The 18286-nt window shown below is 73.3% G+C and carries 15 protein-coding genes; 4 read left to right on the top strand and 11 right to left on the bottom strand.

What is annotated here, in order from left to right:
- Nucleotides 1-215: 215 nt before the first annotated feature.
- The 6 genes from JQN84_RS00980 to JQN84_RS00955 form a co-directional block, all read right to left on the bottom strand.
- Entirely contained in the window at nt 216-473 is a 258-nt protein-coding gene (locus tag JQN84_RS00980) for a WhiB family transcriptional regulator (RefSeq protein ID WP_007455784.1), read from the bottom strand.
- Nucleotides 474-948: 475 nt separating this feature from the next.
- Nucleotides 949-1242 (bottom strand): phospholipase, encoded by a 294-nt coding sequence (locus tag JQN84_RS00975; protein ID WP_204957260.1) that lies wholly within the window; start codon nt 1240-1242, stop codon nt 949-951.
- Between the two features lie 76 nt (nt 1243-1318).
- A complete protein-coding gene (locus JQN84_RS00970; RefSeq protein ID WP_204956526.1) occupies nt 1319-2716 on the bottom strand; it encodes a DUF4331 domain-containing protein in 1398 nt (465 codons plus the stop codon).
- Between the two features lie 198 nt (nt 2717-2914).
- The gene (locus tag JQN84_RS00965; protein ID WP_204956525.1) at nt 2915-3193 is read right to left on the bottom strand and encodes a hypothetical protein; all 279 of its coding nucleotides are present in this window, start codon (nt 3191-3193) and stop codon (nt 2915-2917) included.
- A gap of 126 nt (nt 3194-3319) precedes the next feature.
- The gene (locus JQN84_RS00960; protein ID WP_204956524.1) at nt 3320-5842 is read right to left on the bottom strand and encodes a bifunctional FO biosynthesis protein CofGH; all 2523 of its coding nucleotides are present in this window, start codon (nt 5840-5842) and stop codon (nt 3320-3322) included.
- A 133-nt stretch (nt 5843-5975) separates the two neighbouring features.
- Complete coding sequence (locus tag JQN84_RS00955; RefSeq protein WP_204956523.1) at nt 5976-6899, bottom strand: hypothetical protein; 924 nt, start codon at nt 6897-6899, stop codon at nt 5976-5978.
- 98 nt (nt 6900-6997) lie between these two features.
- Here JQN84_RS00955 and cofD point away from each other — a divergent pair, with 98 nt between their 5' ends.
- Together cofD and JQN84_RS00945 are read left to right on the top strand one after the other, a co-directional pair.
- Complete coding sequence (gene cofD / locus JQN84_RS00950; protein WP_204956522.1) at nt 6998-7945, top strand: 2-phospho-L-lactate transferase; 948 nt, start codon at nt 6998-7000, stop codon at nt 7943-7945.
- Complete coding sequence (locus tag JQN84_RS00945; protein WP_204956521.1) at nt 7942-9075, top strand: coenzyme F420-0:L-glutamate ligase; 1134 nt, start codon at nt 7942-7944, stop codon at nt 9073-9075. Before cofD ends, JQN84_RS00945 begins: the two co-directional genes overlap by 4 nt.
- A 138-nt stretch (nt 9076-9213) precedes the next feature.
- Here the strand turns inward: JQN84_RS00945 and JQN84_RS00940 are convergent, their stop codons facing one another.
- Together JQN84_RS00940 and JQN84_RS00935 are read right to left on the bottom strand one after the other, a co-directional pair.
- On the bottom strand, nt 9214-10215 hold the full coding sequence (locus JQN84_RS00940; RefSeq protein WP_204956520.1) for an ArsR/SmtB family transcription factor: 1002 nt from the start codon (nt 10213-10215) through the stop codon (nt 9214-9216).
- 280 nt (nt 10216-10495) lie between these two features.
- Nucleotides 10496-11533: a hypothetical protein gene (locus JQN84_RS00935; RefSeq protein WP_204956519.1), complete on the bottom strand. Its 1038-nt coding sequence runs from the start codon at nt 11531-11533 to the stop codon at nt 10496-10498.
- A gap of 39 nt (nt 11534-11572) precedes the next feature.
- Between JQN84_RS00935 and JQN84_RS00930 the strand changes: the two genes are divergently transcribed.
- Nucleotides 11573-12205 (top strand): NUDIX hydrolase, encoded by a 633-nt coding sequence (locus JQN84_RS00930; protein ID WP_204956518.1) that lies wholly within the window; start codon nt 11573-11575, stop codon nt 12203-12205.
- A gap of 150 nt (nt 12206-12355) precedes the next feature.
- Here the strand turns inward: JQN84_RS00930 and JQN84_RS00925 are convergent, their stop codons facing one another.
- Together JQN84_RS00925 and JQN84_RS00920 are read right to left on the bottom strand one after the other, a co-directional pair.
- A complete protein-coding gene (locus tag JQN84_RS00925) occupies nt 12356-13447 on the bottom strand; it encodes a mannose-1-phosphate guanylyltransferase (RefSeq protein ID WP_204956517.1) in 1092 nt (363 codons plus the stop codon).
- 63 nt (nt 13448-13510) lie between these two features.
- Nucleotides 13511-14656 carry a glycosyltransferase family 4 protein gene (locus tag JQN84_RS00920; RefSeq protein WP_204956516.1) on the bottom strand — a complete coding sequence of 382 codons (1146 nt, stop codon included), beginning with the start codon at nt 14654-14656 and terminating at the stop codon, nt 13511-13513.
- A gap of 151 nt (nt 14657-14807) precedes the next feature.
- Here JQN84_RS00920 and JQN84_RS00915 point away from each other — a divergent pair, with 151 nt between their 5' ends.
- Nucleotides 14808-15497, top strand: coding sequence for a TIGR03089 family protein (locus JQN84_RS00915; RefSeq protein WP_204956515.1), 690 nt, complete (start codon nt 14808-14810; stop codon nt 15495-15497).
- Nucleotides 15498-15842: 345 nt separating this feature from the next.
- Here JQN84_RS00915 and JQN84_RS00910 read toward each other — a convergent pair whose 3' ends face one another.
- The gene (locus JQN84_RS00910) at nt 15843-17978 is read right to left on the bottom strand and encodes an acetoacetate--CoA ligase (protein ID WP_204956514.1); all 2136 of its coding nucleotides are present in this window, start codon (nt 17976-17978) and stop codon (nt 15843-15845) included.
- Nucleotides 17979-18286: the final 308 nt, after the last annotated feature.

Raw genomic sequence — 18286 nt, 5'->3', positions numbered from 1 at the left:
CCGACCCCGCCCCCCATCGCACCGGCCGACCGGTGCGGTGGGGGCAGATGCCCTGCTCACCGGCCTGTCTCCCGTCCGTGGACGTGGCCGGCCACTCCCATGGATGCGGCCGGCCACTCCCCGGTGGCCGACCACCGGCCCGACGTCGGTCACCCCCGCGACCCCCGTCGGGCGTGAGCCGGGCGGCCCCCACCGCCCCGGCTCGACCCGTCGACTCAGGCGGCCCGCCGCTTGAGCTTGCGCCGCTCCCGCTCGGAGAGCCCACCCCAGATCCCGAACCGCTCGTCGTGCCCGAGAGCGTATTCGAGGCATTCCGTCTTGACCTCGCACCGCGAACAGATCCGCTTCGCCTCGCGGGTCGAGCCGCCCTTCTCGGGGAAGAACGCTTCCGGGTCGGTCTGCGAGCACAGTGCCCGCTCCTGCCACTCCGGTGCGTTTCCGAGCAGGTCGGCCACCTCAAGCTGGCCGTCCATCAGATGCCTCCTTGTCGCGCACCGACGTCACCGCCGCTGCAACCCCCCACGCGAAAGGCGTGCTTGTCCGTCCGGTCCTATTTGTGCGTTCCGCGCGAACAACCCCATCGAAATTACACGCGTGTAATGCGTGCGCCGTCAAGCCGAACTTGATAATGGAGTCGCCCTCCCGACACGCCACCGGACGGTCACCCGGACCACCCGGCCCTCGCAACCTGCCCTATCGATTCAGACCCCGGGCGAGTAACGCCCTCTCCGGCGAGTTGCCCCAGATTTCTGCCGTGGCGTCGCCGCCGACGGACGACACCCGGGAACGCCGACGGACGCCCCGTCCGACCGTCTCGCCAAGATCATGAGCATGGTGGGGGACAGGTTAACGCGGATGGCCCCGGACCGCCCGTCCGGCCGGAAATGCCGACAGCGCCCCGTCCACGATGTGGACGGGGCGCTCGGGTCGGTACGGCTGTCGCGGCCCTCAGGCCGACCGGGTTGGGCTGCTCGGCCAGACGAATTCGGCGATCGCCCCACCGTTCACGGAGATCGTTCCGGCGGGTGTCTCCTCGTCCCACCAGACGGTATAGAGACCCGCGGTCAGATCCGGGTAGACGGCACTGTGGAACACCCCGTCCCGGACGATCCGCTCCCGGACGGCCGAGTGCGTCCGCACCGTACCGTCCTGGTCGACCCGGCTGATCTCGATCTCCCGACCGTGCAGGTCACGTCCGGTGTAGATGATCAGGGCACCCATCTCCCCGCCGACGTCGAGCATCACCGTGCCGCTCTCCGTCGGCCCGTACTGGTGATGATGGTGGTGGTGGTGTCCGTTCACACCGCGCTCCGTCCGGTCAGGAGTTCGCCGCGGGCGGGTTGTTGAACCCGTCGTACGGCGTACCGAGGAAGGGGAAGTCCCGCAGGAACGGCGCGGTCACGTCGGCGGCGCTCAACCCGGGGGTCACCGCGCCGGCCGCCGCGTCCGGCTTGAACTTCTTGTCCACCAGCGGCACGGTCACCCCGGCCACCGCCCGCAGCGCGATGCTCACCACGTCGTCGACGACCCGGCGGCCGTTGGGGAACCCGGCCAGGTCCCCACCGAGCAGACCGAACTGGTTCGGCTTGCTGCTCGGCTTGATCGCCGTGTTCAACCGCAGCATGTCGGCCTGCACGTCACCGGTGAGGTTGGTGAAGCCGTCGATCAGCCCGGACGGGATGCCGGTCAGCAGGATGGCGAGCAGGTCGGCCCGGGGCTTCTTGGACTTGTTCAGCGCGTCCAGGTTGGGGAACACCCCCGGGTAGAGCACCGGCAGCAGCGCCGCCAGCTCCGGCTGCTCGACGAACCGGGCGAACCGTTTGTCCTCGGTCGGCGGCAGGGTGTTCCACAGGTCCTTCTTGGACATCGGCACAATGACCTCGTTGAACAGCGGGTTGCCCAGCCGGGACACCTGGGTCCACGGGCCGACCGCCGCGTCCGCCGCGACCCGGTCGCCGAGCACCCGCACCTGCTGCCGGGAGGCGGTCGTCCACACCCCGATCGTCGAGGCCCGGTCGTCCACGCCGTACCGGTTGGCCCGGCGGCGCACCTTGCTCAGCGGCACCTGCACCGCGATGCTGTGCACGTTCATCCGGTCCACCGCGTTGACCGGCTCGCCCTCGGTCTTGAACAGCTTCTTGCCGGCCACGTGCAACTGCTGGAACGGGCGCAGCGTACCCAGGTCGAAGATCGCGCCCAGGTCGACGAAGAAGCCGTCCGCGCGCTGCCCGGCGAACACCTTCTCCCCCGTCGACAGCTTGAACGTCGCCTGCCGGACCAGGTCGTTGTACTTGGGGATGGACAGCGGCCCGACGTTGCACGGCGGGCAGGGCAGCTTGTGCGCGAGCACGTGCTCCTTGCCGTCGGTCACCCGGGTCAGCTTGTAGAACTGCCGCCGGTTCCAGTTCTTGCTGTCCAGCGAGTCGATCGGGCCGGTGTTGTAGAGAAAACTGTTCTGGTTCGTGATCTCGGTACGGAATTCGAACCGGTAGGTCACGTCGGGATGGCCGTCACCGTCGTTGTCGATATGGATCTCGTACCGCACGTCGTCGCCGAACTCGAAGAAGTTCGGGCCGCCCGAGGGGAGCTGCAACGGCACGTAGTTGGCGATCAACGTCACCGAGTCGGGCCGGTCGGGGCTGACGAAGGCGTAGAGGTCGGAACTGTCGGCGACCGGGTCCTTGCTTATTTCCGGTGCTTCGCGGTGGGACGACATGGCGGACCAACCTTTGCGGGATCATGAGGAATCAGGGCATGACGAACCGGGCGCGGGAGCCTGCGCCTGGCGGTGAAGGGGAAGGAACGCGGCAGGTCAGCGCCGCACGGCAGGGGCGGACGGGTCAGACCGCCCGCTGACGGTTCTCCGGGCGGCCCGCCCGGACGACGGACAGGTCAGTCCGGCCCGACGGACAGGTCAGCCGCGCCCGGCGGCGCGACGCAACCGGTCGGCCAGCCCCCGGTCACGTACCTCGATCCGGGACGAACCGACGAACACGTCCATCGTCCCGGACCTGGCGTCGCGCAGGTGGACCACGATCGGGCCGTCCGCGCTGCTCGCCGACGGGGAGTTCTGCGCGGCCGACACGCCGGTCACCGTCAGCGCCGCCGCACCCAGGGTGGCGCTCGCCGCGGCGGTCAGTGTCTGCCGGCGGGTCAGTCGCGGCCAGGAACGCTTCCGCACTTCGCTCGTCATGGGGAACCTTTCCTCCGGCGGCGCGTGAGCGCGCGCGGTGTGGAGCGCGAGGTCGCCGGCAGCGGCCCTCGCCTCAACCGCCGCCGGCGAACACTGGTACGGCCCGCACGCGCGAAAGGTTCGATGTCATCGCGACGGATGACCGTAGGCGGTCGTCCGTTTGCGCGCCGGGCGTCCGGCGGCGGCGGCGATCGCCCGCAACTGCTCCTCGGTACGCGCCGACCCGTTGCCCGAACCGGCCATCCGGGAGATGGTCTCCTCCATCAGGGTGCCGCCCAGGTCGTTGCAGCCGCCCCGCAACATCGCCACGGTGCCCTCGTCGCCGAGCTTCACCCAGGAGCACTGGATGTTGTCGATCCGGCCGTGCAGCAGCAGCCGGGACATCGCGTGCACCACCCGGTTCTCCCGCCAGGTCGGGCCGGGCCGTGCGATGCCGGCCAGGTAGATCGGCGCGTTGGTGTGCACGAACGGCAGGGCCACGAACTCGGTGAACCCGCCGGTACGGTCCTGCACCCCGGCGAGGACCCGGAAGTGGGCCAACCACTGCCCGGGGTGGTCGACGTGGCCGTACATCATCGTGGAGCTGGAGCGGATGCCCAGCTCGTGGGCGGTGGAGACCACCTCGACCCAGGCGGCGGCCGGCAGTTTGCCCTTGGTGAGCACCCAGCGCACGTCGTCGTCGAGGATCTCGGCGGCGGTGCCGGGGATGGTGTCCAGGCCGGCCTCGCGCAGCATCGACAGCCAGTCCCGCACCGGCACACCGGCCTTGGCGGCGGCGGTGACGATCTCCATCGGGGAGAACGCGTGCACGTGCATGCCGGGCACCCGGGCCTTGATCGCCCGGACGATGTCGGCGTAGCCGGTCACCGGCAGCTTCGGGTCGATGCCGCCCTGGAGGCAGACCTCGCCGGCGCCGGCCGCCCACGCTTCCTCGGCCCGGTCGGCCACCTGCTCCACCGACAGCCGGAACGCGTCGGCGTCCCGTTCCCGCTGGGCGAACGCGCAGAACCGGCAGCCCACGTAGCAGACGTTGCTGAAGTTGATGTTGCGGTTGACCACGTAGGTGACGTCGTCGCCGACGGTGTCCCGCCGCACGTCGTCGGCGAGCCGGCACAGCGCGTCCAGGGCCGGGCCGTCCGCGCCGAACAGGGCCAGCGCCGCGTCGGCGTGCCGGGGCTCCAGCAGCGCCGCCGGGTCGTCGGCCGCCAGCCGCAGCCCCGCCCGCAGGTCGCCGTCGCCGACCGGCACCGGTCCGCCCGACGCGGCGGGGCTCACCTTGCCGGCGACCTCCGCCCAGTCGCCGTAGACGCTGTCGAAGTCGCCCCGCCTGTCGTCGGTGCGGCCGGTGGAGTCGATGGTGGCGTGCAGGTCGGTCCGGCCTCCACCGAAGACCTCCTCCGGCTCCTGCCAGGGACGGCCCACCGGCCGGGCCGCCTCGACGGCCAGCCCGGTCGCCGGGTCGGCCAGCGCGCCGACGTGCGGCGACAGCCGGGGGTCCAGCCACGGGTCGCCGGCCCGCACGTACTCGGGGTAGATGGTCAGCCGCTCACGCAGGGTGAAGCCGGACTTCTCGGTCTGCCGGGCCAACTCGTCGAGCTGCGGCCAGGGCCGCTCCGGGTTGACGTGGTCCGGGGTGAGCGGGGAGACCCCGCCCCAGTCGTCGATGCCGGCCCGCAGCAGCAGGTCGTACTCGTCCTCGATCAGGTTGGGCGGGGCCTGGATCCGGGCCTTGGGGCCGAGCAGCAGCCGGGCCACCGCCACGGTGGCCGCCAGGTCGTGCAGCTCGGCGTCGGGCAGGCCGCCCATCGCCGTGTCCGGCTTGGCGCGGAAGTTCTGCACGATCACCTCCTGGAGGTGGCCGTACTCCCGGTGCGACCGGCGGATCGCGAAGATCGCGTCGACCCGTTCGGCCGGGGTCTCGCCGATGCCGATCAGGATGCCGGTGGTGAACGGCACCCCGACCCGGCCGGCGTCGTCGAGCACCCGCAGCCGGACCGCCGGCTCCTTGTCCGGGGAGCCGAAGTGCGGGCCGCCCGGCTCGGACCAGAGCCGGGTGGCGGTGGTCTCCAGCATCATCCCCATGCTCGGCGCGACCGGCTTGAGCCGTTGCAGCTCCGACCAGGAGAGCACCCCCGGATTGAGGTGCGGCAGCAGGCCGGTCTCCTCCAGCACCGCGACCGCGCAGGCGCGCAGGTAGTCCAGGGTGGAGTCGTAGCCCCGCTCGTCCAGCCAGGCGCGGGCCGCCGGCCAACGTTCCTCCGGCCGGTCACCGAGGGTGAACAGGGCCTCCTTGCAGCCCAGCGCCGCGCCCTGCCGGGCGATCGCCAGCACCTCGTCGGTCTCCAGGAAGGCCGCCGGCAGCCGGTGCGGCACCGTGGCGAACGTGCAGTAGTGGCACCGGTCCCGGCACAGCCGGGTCAACGGAATGAAGACCTTCTTCGAGTACGTCACCACGCCCGGCCGGCCGGCGTCGCGCAACCCGGCGTCCCGGACCTCCCCGGCGATCCGGAGCAGCTCGTCCAGCTCAGGACCCCGGGCGGTCAGCAGCGCGGTGGCCTCGTCGACGTCGAGCGCCCGCCCGGTGGCGGCCCGGCGCAGCGCCCGACGCACAGCCGCCGGGGTCGGGCCGGAATCGGTGCGGTCAACCATCCGACCAGCCTAGGCGCTCGCGGCGGTTATCCGGCAGGCACGCGAGCCGGGTGTGACATCTCCCCGTCGGGTGGTACACCGGCCGGGTCGGCACCGCGCGCCGCAGCGCACCGGCAGACCCGGCCGGGACGGCTCAGTGCGGGGCGTTCGGGTCGTCGGGGCGGAAGGTCCGGGTACGGTCGCCGTCGCTGTCCGCCGGACCGGTGGTCGGCTCGCCCGGCTGCCGCGGGATCGCCTGGGTCGGGTCGGCCGACGGGGGCTGCCCGAACGGCGGGGCCACCGGCTGGCCGGACTGCGGGGCACCGAACGGCGGGGCGGACTGCGGCGTGCCGAACGGCGGAGCCGACTGCGGCGCGGCACCGGCCGGCGGGGCCGACTGGGGCGCACCGAACGGCGGGGCCGACTGGGGGGTGCCGAACGGCGGAGCCGACTGCGGGGGCGGGGCGAAGCCGGGGTGGCCGTACTGCCCGGTGCCGGGCTGACCCGGGTAGCCGGCGGCCGGGTAACCGCCCTGCGGCTGTCCCCAGCCGGGCTGGGGCTGCCCGTAGACGCCGGGCTGCGGCTTCGGCTTCGGCACGTGGTAGAGGGTGCGCCAGATCCGGTAGACCACGAAGGCGGCCACCCCGAACAGCGCGAACCAGGCGGCCCGGGTCAGCATGCCGAGCAGGGCGTCCAGCACCTCCGCCTCGGCCAGCCGGCCGACCAGCCAGATCAGGAAGGTCAACACGCCGAACAGGGCGGCGAAGGCGTACTCGCCGATGGCGACCTGGGTGAACTGCCGGGCCCGGCCGGACACCGGCGCGAGGTGGGTGACCAGCAGCACGGCCAGCAGCGGCAGCACCGTCGACTCGACGCCGACGAAGGCGAAGAACTCGCTGCCCGCCCGCCCCGAGAAGGTGCTGTAGTCCGATGTCGGTACGAGCAGCCGGACGAACCCGACGAAGAGCAGCACGGCGTTCGCGCCGAGCAGGACGAGCGCGGCGAGTTCGCGCAGGGGTGCGGTGATCTGGCGGGCCCGCGACGCGTCGTGCGACGCGGGCTCGGCGGGGCTGGTCACGAACTCTCCCTCGGGGCGAAACGGACAGAGGCCGACGTGAGCCTAGTCTCCCGGGCCGCCCGACGGCGGGACACGTCCCGTACGGGAGGATGGACGGCATGCGCATCGTGGTTCTGACCGGCGGGATCGGGGGTGCCCGATTCCTGCTCGGCGTCCGGGCGTACGCCCGCGAGGTGGGCGCCGAGGTGACCGCCGTGGTCAACGTCGGCGACGACCTCTACCTGCACGGCCTCAAGGTCTGCCCCGACCTGGACAGCGTCCTCTACACCCTCGGCGGGGGCGCCGACCCGGAACGCGGGTGGGGGCGGGTCGGCGAGAGCTGGACGATCAAGCAGGAGCTGGCGGCGTACGGGGCCGAGCCGGGCTGGTTCTCCCTCGGTGACAAGGACGTCGCCACCCATCTGGTGCGCACCACCATGATCAATGCAGGTTATCCGCTGTCGCAGGTCACCGAGGCGCTGACCGCGCGCTGGCAGCCCGGCGTACGGCTGCTGCCGGCCACCGACGACCGGCTGGAGACGCACGCGGTGGTCGACCTGGACGGCGAGCGGCGGGCCATCCACTTCCAGGAGTGGTGGGTCCGGTACCGGGCGGGCGTGCCCACCGACCGGTTCGTCTTCGTCGGCGCGGACAGCGCCAAGCCGGCCCCCGGGGTGACCGAGGCGCTGGCCGCCGCCGACGTGGTGCTGGTCGCGCCGAGCAACCCGGTGGTGAGCATCGCGCCGGTGCTGGCGGTCCCCGGGCTGCGCGACGCGGTCGCCAGCGGCCCCGCCCCGGTCGTCGGGGTGTCCCCGATCATCGGCGGCGCACCGGTACGCGGGATGGCCGACCGCTGCCTGGAGGTGCTCGACGTCGAGTGCAGCGCGGCAGGGGTGGGCCGGCTCTACGGTGGGCGCAGCGAGGGTGGCCTGCTCGACGGCTGGCTGGTCGCGCCGGAGGACGACGGGGTGGCGGTGCCCGGGGTGACCGTCCGCGCGGTCCCGCTGCGGATGACCGACGAGGCGGCGACCACGGCGATGGTCCGGGCCGCGATGGAGCTGGTGTGAGACTGGAGATCCTGCCGGTGCCCGGCATCGGCGACGTGACCGAGGGTGACGATCTGGCGGTGCTGATCGGCACCGCCGCGCCGTGGCTGCGCGACGGTGACGTGCTGGTGGTCACCAGCAAGATCGTGTCGAAGGCCGAGGGGCGGCTGGTGGACGTGCCGGCCGACGGGCCGGAACGGCTCGCCGCCCGGGACGAGGTGCTGGCCGCCGAGACCGCCCGGGTGGTGGCGACCCGGGGGGCGACCCGGATCGTGCAGACCCACCACGGTTTCGTGATGGCCTCCGCCGGGATCGACGCGTCGAACGTCGACAAGACCCGGCTGGTGCTCCTCCCGGTCGACCCGGACGCCTCGGCGCGGGCGCTGCGCGCCGCCCTGCGGGACCGCTACCGGATCGACGTAGCGGTGATCATCAGCGACACGATGGGACGGCCGTGGCGCAACGGGCTGACCGACGTGGCGCTCGGGGTCGCCGGGATGCCCGCGATCCGGGACCACCGGGGTGAGGTCGACCCGTACGGCAACGAGCTGCAACTGACCCAGATGGCGGTGGTCGACGAACTGGCCGGCGCGGGCGAGTTGATCAAGGGCAAGTGCGACCAGGTGCCGGTGGCGGTGGTCCGTGGCTACCTGCCGTCGTCGTCGCCGGCCGACGGCGGCGGTCGGGACGACCGGCCGGCGGTCCGACTGGCCGACGACGGGGTCGGGGCCGCCGCCCTGGTGCGGGAGAGTGCGCTGGACCTGTTCTCCCTCGGCACCGCCGAGGCGACGGCGGCCGGGTTGCACGCCGCCGCGACGCTGGCCGACGGTCGCGGCGAGGCACCGGCCGACCCGGCGGCCGTCGACCGGGCGATCGCCGCGGTGGCCGAGGTGGTCGCCCCCGGCACCACGTTCACCCACGTCACCGACGACGAGGTACGTTCCGGCCTCGCCGCGAGCGTCGACGGATGGCCGGCCGGGGCCACCGGACTGGTGCTCGGCGCGGCACCCACCCCGGTCGACCAGCCCGACCTGGTGCGCTTCGGCGCCGACCTGCACCGGCTGCGGATCGCGCTGGCCGCCGAGGGGGTCCCGTCCACCCTGCTGCCCCCGCCGACGGGCAGCATCGCCAGCGCCTGCCTGGCCCTCTGACCGGCCGGCTCCCGCCGTCGTCGGGACGGCCACCGCGCCGGCCGGACCGGGGGCGATCGACACGCGGTCGTCGACGTTGCGGTATCCCCCGCACGGGATGCCGCAACTTCCGCCCCGTTGCGCCGCCCGACGGGCCGGTCACGCGTCGAGCATGGCCCGGCCGAGGGGGGTCAGGGTGTGCAGGACCGTGTTGCGGTCCCGGCGGCTGACCAGCAGCCCGGCGTTGCGCAGCACGGCGGTGTGCTGACTGGCCGCGGCGGCCGAGATGTGCAGCCGGCGGGCCACCTCGCCGGTGGTCGCGCCGTCGTCGCTGGCTTCGAGCACCGCCGCCCGGGTGCGGCCGAGCAACGCCGCCAGCGCCTCCCGGCCGCCGCCCCCGGCGGGCCGGCCGCCCTCCCCCGGTGCCGGGTCCAGTCCGCCGAGCCGGTCGGCCGGGTAGACCAGCACCGGCGGCAGCGCCGGGTCGAGCAGCGCGACCGGGGTACGGGCGCAGAAGAACGACGGCACCAGCAGCAGCCCCCGACCGTCCAGGTGCAACTCCCGCCGGCTCGGATAGTCCACCACCTGGAGCACACCGGAGTCCCAGCGCATGCCCGGCCGCAGGCTGGCCAGCAGCCCCTCCGCGCCACCGTCGAGCAACGCCCGGGCCCGGACCGCGCGGTCGGCCTCCACGGCGGCCCGGATCCGCTGCCAGTACGGGTCGATCGCCACCGACCGGTACTGCGTCATCGACTCGGTCAGGTGGCGCAGCACCTCCGGCTCACCCCGGGCGAGCGCGGCGGCCGAGGACGGCAGCAGGTTCGCCTCGGCCAGCAGGTTCAGATCGCGACGCAACAGCTCGGTCGGGGTGGACCGGACGGCGTCCAGGCCCGCCTCGAAACCGTCGAGGCTCTGGTAGGGGGTGAGGAAGTCGGGAAAGTAGCCCCGGGGCGGGTTCAGCGCGAACAGCAGACGGAACTGGTCGGCGGCGGTGTCCCGGCGCAGCCCGGCGGCGACCCCCCGACGCCAGTGCGCCATCAGCGGGTCGCGGGTCCGCCCCTGGAGCAGGTGCAGGCTGAGGACCAACTCCCAGACCGGGTCGGCGGCGGGGGCCACCCGGGTCCGGAGGATGTCCTCCCGGGAGAAGTGGATGGTCAGCATGGGGCACTCCTGGGGCGGGGCAGGGGGAGGCCCGCCGACCCACTGAACTGTACCGGGCGGCACTTATCTCCACTTTTAAGCGTGGACTGAAAGACCTCGACGCCCGTCCCGCCGGTTGGCATGCTCCTACTGCCCGGTACGACACGCGGGGTTCTTCCCGCTGCCGGTCGGGCGGGCCGGGGCCCACCACGGTGGTGCCCGGGAGGCACCACGAGGGTCTGCGGCCCTGGTTCCGCAGAGGTGTCACCCGGGCCCCACCGTCCCCCTCCGGTGGGCGGGGTCAACCGATCCAGAGCGCCACCCGGTGGTCCTCGTCGGTGACATAGAAGCTGCGTCCGTCCATCTCGGCCACCCCCTCGACGTTCCGGAACGGCGTCAGCTCGGCCGCCACCTCGCCGGCGATCCGGCCGTCGTCGGTCGGCTCCCACCGGAACCGGACGTGCCGCGAGGTGACCTCACCGCCCGTGGGGTGGTCGTCCAGCAGCACCGAACCCTTGCCCAGCGCGTCGATCGAGCCGACCACCGCCGCGTACCCGCCGTCGGCCGTCGGGGTGACCGCGCGGAAGCCGACCAGCGCGCCGGGCGGCGTCACCCCGGTCAGCACGTACGCCCGGCCGGCGCGCGGCCAGCTGCCGCCCGGGGTGAACATCTCCGGCACCCCGGCCAGCTCGACCAGGACCGGTTCCCCGTCCACGGTCACCGGGAAGCGCAGCCCGAGCAGCACCGTCCCCTGCGCGGTGAACGCCGCCGCCTCCACGTTCAGCGGCAGGTCGTCGTCGGCCAGCCGGCGTACCCAGGACTTGGCCCGCGCGGTGCCCCGGGCGACGGTCTCCCCGATGAACCGCTGGCGCACCCGGTCACCCGGCGGCAACGGGGTGAACGCCGCCTTCACCAGCGCGTCGTTGACCGCCCGGTGCACCCGGAACCGGTTCCGGACCACCTGCACCGGCAGCGTCCCGGTCGCCGCGTCGTCCTCGCGGAAGCGGGCCACGAACGCCCGGCGGGGGCGCAGCGGGCCGGCCTTGGAACCGAAGTGCGACCCGAAGACGTACACCCAGCCGTCGTGTGCGGCGAGCGCCTCGCCGTCCTCGGTGCGGCCGTTCTCGACCCCGGCGTCGGCCGGCACGTGGTGGGCGACCCACTCGCCGTCGGTACGTTCCAGCAGCAGGGCCAGGCAGTGTTCCACAGGGCCCTCGTCGAGCACCGTCCAGAAGCCACGTACCGCGTCGTGTGCCCGCAGCAGGGACCGGGAGCGGACCGGCAACAGGTCGCTGGCCTCGTTACCGGCGACCACGAACTCCAGAAGTCTCAGGTTCACCGCGCCAGGGTACGGATCGCGCGCTCGTAGAGTGTCGGAATGCCCGACGCCTTCCCCACCCGTCCCCCGGCCGCCACGACCACCCCGCCCCACCCCGGCGGGCCGGACGGCGCCGGCGGAAACGGGGCGCTGCACGCGGACGCGGTGGCGGTGCTGACCGGGTGGACGCCGACCGGGCCGGCCGCCGCCGGGGCCCGCGACCGCACCCTCGACCTGCTCGCCGACGGTCCGGCCGCGCTGACCCGCCACCACCTGCCGGGTCACCTCACCGCGAGCGCGCTGATCCTCGACGCCGCCGGTGAGCGGGTGCTGCTCTGCCTGCACGGGAAGCTGCACCGCTGGGTGCAGTTGGGCGGGCACTGCGAACCGGGCGACGAGACGCTGGCCGGGGCGGCGTTACGCGAGGCCACCGAGGAGTCGGGCATCCCCGGGCTGGTCATCGACCCGGTACCGATCGACGTGGACATCCACCCGGTGCGCTGCCAGGGCGGCTCGCTGCACCACGACGTCCGGTTCGCGGTCTTCGCCCCACCGGGTGCGGTCGGGCAGGTCAGCGACGAGTCGGAGGCGCTCGGCTGGTTCCCGACCGGTCGGCTGCCGGAGCCGCTGGCCGGAGGGACCGCCCAGCTGGTCGCGCCGGCCCTGGCCGCCCACGCCCGCCGGAGCCGGTGACCGCGCCGCCGCCCGGCTCCGCTGACCGCGTCCACCGGCCCCGTGGCAGCGTTCAGGGGTCGCGCCGCTGACCGCGCTCCGCCCCCGCCCGGGGCCAACCCGCCCGGCGGTCGGCGGGTGCCGCCGGGCGGGGTCAGGACATGCGGTGGTTCAGACCAGCCCGTCCTCGCCCCGGGCCTTCAGCTCGTCGACCAGGGCCTTGACGTCCTGCGCCCGGTCACGCGGGCACACCAGCACCGCGTCGGGGGTGTCCACCACGATCAGGTCACGGACTCCGACGGCGGCCACCAGCCGACCCGACTGCGGCACCACCACCAGGTCGTGGGCGTCGTGCAGCAGCACCCCCGGCTTGGCGTCGGCCCCCAGCACCACGTTGCCGTCCGGGTCGGCCGGCAGCACCTCGCCGAGGGTGTGGAAGTCACCGACGTCGTTCCAGCCGAAGTCGCCAGGCACGGTGGCGACCCGGCCGGCGGTGGCCGCGCCCTCCATCACCGCGTAGTCGACGGAGATCTTCGGCAGGGTCGGCCAGACCGTGCCGAGGACGTCGTCCTGCTCGGGGCCGCCCCAGGCCGCGGCGATCGCGGTCACGCCGGCGTGCAGGTCCGGCTGCTGGCGGGCCAGCTCGGCGAGGAAGACGTCCACCCGCCAGACGAACATGCTGGCGTTCCAGAGGTGCCGGCCCGAACGCAGGTACGCCTCGGCGACCGGCGCGGCCGGCTTCTCCTTGAACTCGGTCACCGGGCGTAGCGGGCCGTCCCCGGTCGGCTCCCCGGTCTCCAGGTAGCCGTAGCCGGTCTCGGCCCGGGTCGGGGTGATCCCCACCGTCATCAGCAGACCCTGCTCGGCCCCCTGCACCGCCGCCCGGACGGTCCGCACCCAGGCGGCCGGATCCCGGATCAGGTGGTCGGCGGCGAACGAACCCATCACCGCCGACCCGTCGCGCCTGGCGATCACCGCCGCCGCCAGCGCGATCGCCGCGCAGGAGTCCCGGGGGGACGGCTCCACCAGGATGTTCTCCTCGGGCACCCCGCGCAGTTGCCGGGCCACCGCCGCCGCGTGGGCGACGCCGGTGACCACCAGGACACGCTCCGGTGTGGTCAGCGGCGTCAGCCGGTCGACGGTCGCCTGGAGCAGCGACGCGTCGGTGCCGGTGAGCGGGTGGAGGAACTTGGGGTGCCCCGCGCGGGACAGCGGCCACAACCTCGTGCCGCTGCCACCCGCCGGGATGACGGCGTAGAGCATCAGCACATCATGCCCGAACCGTCCCAGGTCGGATGGCGGCTCGGCCGTACCGTCAGCGACCACTCAGGAACGGGCCCGGCTCCACGCGGCGATGTGCACCTCGGCGCTGGACGCCCAGGTGAACTCCTTGGCCCGGTCGAAACCGGCCTTGGCCAGGGACAACCGGCGCTGCTCGTCGTCGAGCAGGGCGGCCAGGTCGGTGGCGATCTGGTCCGGGTCCTCGCTGGTGTAGGCGACCGCGTCACCGCCCACCTCGGGCAGCGACAGCCGGGGCGTGGTGAGCACCGGCGCGGCGCAGGCCATCGCCTCCAGGATCGGCAGGCCGAACCCCTCACCGTACGACGGGTAGGCGGCGACCAACGCACCGCCGAGGAAACCGGGCAGGTCGGCGTAGCGCAGGTAGCCGGGTCGCAGCAGCCGCAGGTGCGAAGGGACCTCGGCCACCGCGCGGTCGATGTCGTCGTCGTGCCCCTGGCCGCCGGCGACCACCAGGGCCGGCGGGTCCTCCCGGTCGGTCACCGCCCGCGCCCAGCCCCGGATCAGATTGGGTACGTTCTTGCGCGGCTCCTTGGCGCCGAGGAAGGCGACGTAGCTGCTGCCGCCGAGCCCGAGCCGGGCCCGCACCCGGGCCTTCTCCTCCTCGCCCGGGGCGTGGAACGCCTGCTGGTCGACCCCGTGGTAGGCCACGTCGATCCGGGTCGGGTCGGCGTCGAGCAGCCGGATCAACTCGTCGCGGGTGGCCTTGCTCGGCACGATCACCCGGCTGGCCCGGCGCAGCGACGTCTTGATCGCGCTGCGGAAGAACGTCCGGCGAGACTTGTCGTAGTGCTCCGGCTCGGTGAAGAACGTCGCATCGTGCACGGTCACCGTGACCGGGCAGCCGGCCCGCAGCGGGCAGGTGTAGAACGGCGAGTGCAGCACCTCGGCGCCGACCTGCTGGGCGAGCAGCGGCAGGCCGGTCTGCTCCCAGGCGAGCCGGGCCGGACGGTGGGCAACCGCGGCCGGAGCGGGGATCACCTCGGCCCCGGGCAGCATCCGGGTGTAACGCTCCAGGTCGGTGCGCAGGCTCACCACGACCAGGTCGACCGTCTCCCCGCACACTGTGCCGAGGGCGCCGAGCAGACCATCGACGTATCTACCGACGCCGCCTCGGTCGGCGGGGACACTCGTGGCGTCGATGAGCACGCGGGGCGGGCGACCGGCGGTCACGGGGCGACTCCTTGCAGTGGCGGGTCTGTGGGGAACAACACTCCGGGCAAGCCTACGCCGGAGCCCGGCGCGGACGCTGACTCCGACCCGACCGTACGCCGACTTGTCATCGCCATCGGATACGGACGGCAGGGGCGTATCGTTCGCGCCGATGGCCGACAACATTGCCCGGGTGTTCGCCGCCGCGATCGCGGCCGACCCCGCCCGCCCCCTGCTGACCTGGTACGACGACGCCACCGGGGAACGCACCGAACTCTCCGGCGCGACCCTGGCGAACTGGGTGGCCAAGACCGCCAACCTGCTTGTCGACGAGCTGGCCCGCAGCCCCGGCGATCCGGCCGGGGTGCTGCTGCCACCGCACTGGCAGACCGCCGCGGTGCTGCTCGGCTGCTGGTCCGCCGGGTTGACGGTGCGTGACGAACCGGGTGCGGTGGACGTGCTCTTCGCCGCCGCCGACCGGGTGGCCGAGGTGGACGCCTGGCCGGCCGGCGACCGCTACGCGCTGGCGCTCGCCCCGTTCGCCGCCCCGCTGCGGGAGGTCCCCGCCGGGTTCGCCGACTACGTGGTCGAGGTACGCACCCAGGGTGACCACTTCACGCCGTCCACCCAGGGTGGTCCGGCCGACGCGGACCTGCTGGCCGAGGCGGACGCCCGCGCCACGGCCCTCGGCATCTCCCCCGGTGCCCGGCTGCTCGTCGACGCGGCGGTCCACCCCGACCCGCGCGACTGGCTGCTCGCTCCCCTGCTCCGCCGGGCCACGATCGTGCTGACCGGCAATGCCGACCGGTCCCGCCTCGCCACCCGCGCCGACACCGAACGCACCACCCAAACCCTGACCTGACCCCAGTCGCGCGCCCCCGCCCTGTCGCCCCCGCCCCGCCCTGCCCTGCCCCGACTGGCACAGCCCCGGTGATCAAGAGGTTTGCGTCATCTGTTCGCGGTCGGTTGACGCAAACCTCTTGATCGCCAGGCTTTGACAGCGCTGGGGCGCGTTGATCAAGAGGTATGCGTCAAGGATGGCGGGTGGGGTGACGCGAGGCTCTTGATCACGGGGTGGGGGCAGGCTGCGGTGCGGTGATCAAGAGGTTTGCGTCAGGAATTGGCAGTGGGGTGACGCGAAGCTCTTGATCACCGCGGCGGCCGGGGGGATCGGGCGGGGCCGGTGGGGATGGGAGACAGGGTGGGGTTACGGGGTGGGGCGGGTCTGGGCGAAGGCGGCGAAGGCGGTCAGCGACTCCGGGTTGGCCAGGGCACCCTTCGCGGCGGCCGACTCCACCGGGGTGCCGGTGAGGATCTTCTTGACCGGCACCTCCAGCTTCTTGGACGACAGGGTGCGCGGTACCGCCCTGACCTGGTGGATCTCGTCGGGAATGTGCCGGGGCGACAGGGCCGTACGCAGCTCGCGGGCGATCTTGCGGCGGAGCGTGTCGTCGAGTTCCAGGCCCTCGGCGAGCACCACGAAAAGCAGCAGCTCCCCCGCACCGCCCTCGTCGTCCTCCAGGTGCACCACGACCGAGTCGACCACCTCGTCGAGGCCCTCCACCACCGAGTAGAACTCGGCCGTGCCGAGCCGTACGCCGCCCCGGTTGAGGGTGGCGTCGGAGCGGCCGGTGATCACGCAGCCGCCCCGCTCGTTGATGGTGATCCAGTCACCGTGCCGCCACACCCCGGGATAGACGTCGAAGTACGCCTCGGCGTAACGGCTGCCGTCCGGGTCGTTCCAGAACCCCACAGGCATGCTCGGCATCGGCGCGGTGATCACCAACTCGCCCAGTTCGCCGAGGACCGGGGTGCCGTCGGACGAGCGGGCCTCCACCTTCGCACCGAGCGCCCGGCAGGTGATCTCACCGGCGTACACCGGCAGCAGCGGCACCCCGCCGACGAAGCCCGTGCAGACGTCCGTCCCACCGGACAGCGACTGGAGCTGGAGGTCGGTGCCGACCGTGTCGTACACCCAGGTGAAGCCCTCGGCGGGCAGCGGCGCGCCGGTGGAGCCGACCCCGCGCAGCGCGGACAGGTCGGCGACGTCCTTCGGCACCAGGCCGGACTTGCGGCAGGCCAGCAGGAACGGCGCGGACGTCCCGAAGTACGTGGTATCGGTCTCCTCGGCCAGCCGCCACAGCGCGCCCAGGTCGGGGTGGCCGGGGTTGCCGTCGAACAGCACGATCGTCGCCCCGACGGCCGGCCCGGAGACCAGGAAGTTCCACATCATCCAGCCGGTGGTGGTGAACCAGAAGAACCGGTCGGCCGGGCCGAGATCATGGTGCAGGGCCAGCATCTTGAGGTGTTCCAACAGGATGCCGCCGTGGCCGTGCACGATCGGCTTCGGCAGGCCGGTGGTGCCCGAGGAGTAGAGCACGTAGAGCGGGTGGTCGAACGGGACCGGGGTGAAGGTCAACCCCTCGGTCGTCTCCGCCGCCAGCTCGGCCCAGCTCAGGCTGCTCTGCGGTACGCCGCCCGAGGCGACCGGCTGCCCGTCGGCTGGTCCGCCGGGCAGCACGGCTGCCGGGGCAGCACCGTCGGGGGCGGTCGGAGCAGGGCCGGCGGAACCTACCGGGGCGGAACCGTCGGGGCCGACCGGGGCCGAGCCGCCGGGGCCGACCGGGGCGGAACCGTCGGAGGCGGTCGGGTGCAGGTAGGCAATGGTGACGGTGTGGGTCAGCGACGGCAGGGCAGCCCGGATGGCGGCCACCTCGGCCCGCCGGTCGACCGGCTTGTCGCCGTACCGGTAGCCGTCCACGGCCACCAGGACCTTCGGGGCGATCTGCTGCCAGCGGTCGACGACACTACGGGTGCCGAACTCCGGGGCGCAGGACGAGAAGATCGCCCCCAGGCTGCTGGTCGCCAGCAGAAGCACGTACGTCTCGGGAACGTTCGGCGCGTACGCCGCCACCCGGTCCCCGGCCACGACGCCGAGCCGACGCAGCCCGGCCGCCACCCGACGGACCTGCTCGCGCAGTTCGGCAACGGTCAGGGTGACCGGCGGACGGGTCTGGGAGTGGGCGACCACCACCGGGTCGTCATCGGCGCGGCCGGGCATCCGCAGCACGTTCTCGGCGTAGTTGAGCATCGCGCCGGGGAACCATCTGGCACCGGGCATCGTCGCGTCGCCCAGTGTCGCCGTCGGCGGGGTGTGCGACACCACCTCGAAGTGGTCCCAGATCGAGCGCCAGAAGGCATCCAGGTCGGTGACCGACCACTGCCACAGCGCGTCGTAGTCGGCGAAGTCCAGCCCCCGGTGCTCCCGTAGCCACCGCAGGTAGCCACCGATCCGGGACCGTTCGCGTACGTCCGCCGGCGGCGTCCACAGCACGTCACCCACCGCTCCACCCTCCCTGAGGCCCCACACGGCACTGTGCCCGGCCATGCCGCCATCTTGCCTACCTCGCAGCGCCATCATCCACACCGGGGCCCGACACGGAAACGTGCCCCGCGCACACAATCCGTCCCCACCTGCACACACAGCCCCCTCCCGATCTCGGGCCGGACTCGGGCCGGACTCGGCTGGGGTCGGGGCTGGGCCGTCCCCGATCTGGGCCGGGCCCGAGGGCTGGCTCGGACTGACGCCAGGTCGGGTTCCCCCCGGGTGCCGGGCTCGGGCGGAACTGCGACCGGGCTCGGGCGGAACTC

It is taken from the genome of Micromonospora humidisoli (assembly GCF_016900955.1).
GTDB lineage: Bacteria > Actinomycetota > Actinomycetes > Mycobacteriales > Micromonosporaceae > Micromonospora > Micromonospora wenchangensis.
The sequence above is the reverse complement of the archived record's forward strand: the minus strand, read 5'-3'. Positions and strand labels throughout refer to the sequence as shown.

Bases quoted from the DNA above. Each gene is read 5' to 3' on its own strand.
- JQN84_RS00965 (WP_204956525.1), bottom strand. From the start codon at position 3,193: ATGACGAGCGAAGTGCGGAAGCGTTCCTGGCCGCGACTGACCCGCCGG.
- JQN84_RS00975 (WP_204957260.1), bottom strand. From the start codon at position 1,242: ATGCTCGACGTCGGCGGGGAGATGGGTGCCCTGATCATCTACACCGGA.
- JQN84_RS00925 (WP_204956517.1), bottom strand. From the start codon at position 13,447: ATGCTCTACGCCGTCATCCCGGCGGGTGGCAGCGGCACGAGGTTGTGG.
- cofD (WP_204956522.1), top strand. From the start codon at position 6,998: ATGCGCATCGTGGTTCTGACCGGCGGGATCGGGGGTGCCCGATTCCTG.
- JQN84_RS00940 (WP_204956520.1), bottom strand. From the start codon at position 10,215: ATGCTGACCATCCACTTCTCCCGGGAGGACATCCTCCGGACCCGGGTG.
- JQN84_RS00915 (WP_204956515.1), top strand. From the start codon at position 14,808: ATGGCCGACAACATTGCCCGGGTGTTCGCCGCCGCGATCGCGGCCGAC.
- JQN84_RS00960 (WP_204956524.1), bottom strand. From the start codon at position 5,842: ATGGTTGACCGCACCGATTCCGGCCCGACCCCGGCGGCTGTGCGTCGG.
- JQN84_RS00930 (WP_204956518.1), top strand. From the start codon at position 11,573: ATGCCCGACGCCTTCCCCACCCGTCCCCCGGCCGCCACGACCACCCCG.
- JQN84_RS00970 (WP_204956526.1), bottom strand. From the start codon at position 2,716: ATGTCGTCCCACCGCGAAGCACCGGAAATAAGCAAGGACCCGGTCGCC.
- JQN84_RS00980 (WP_007455784.1), bottom strand. From the start codon at position 473: ATGGACGGCCAGCTTGAGGTGGCCGACCTGCTCGGAAACGCACCGGAG.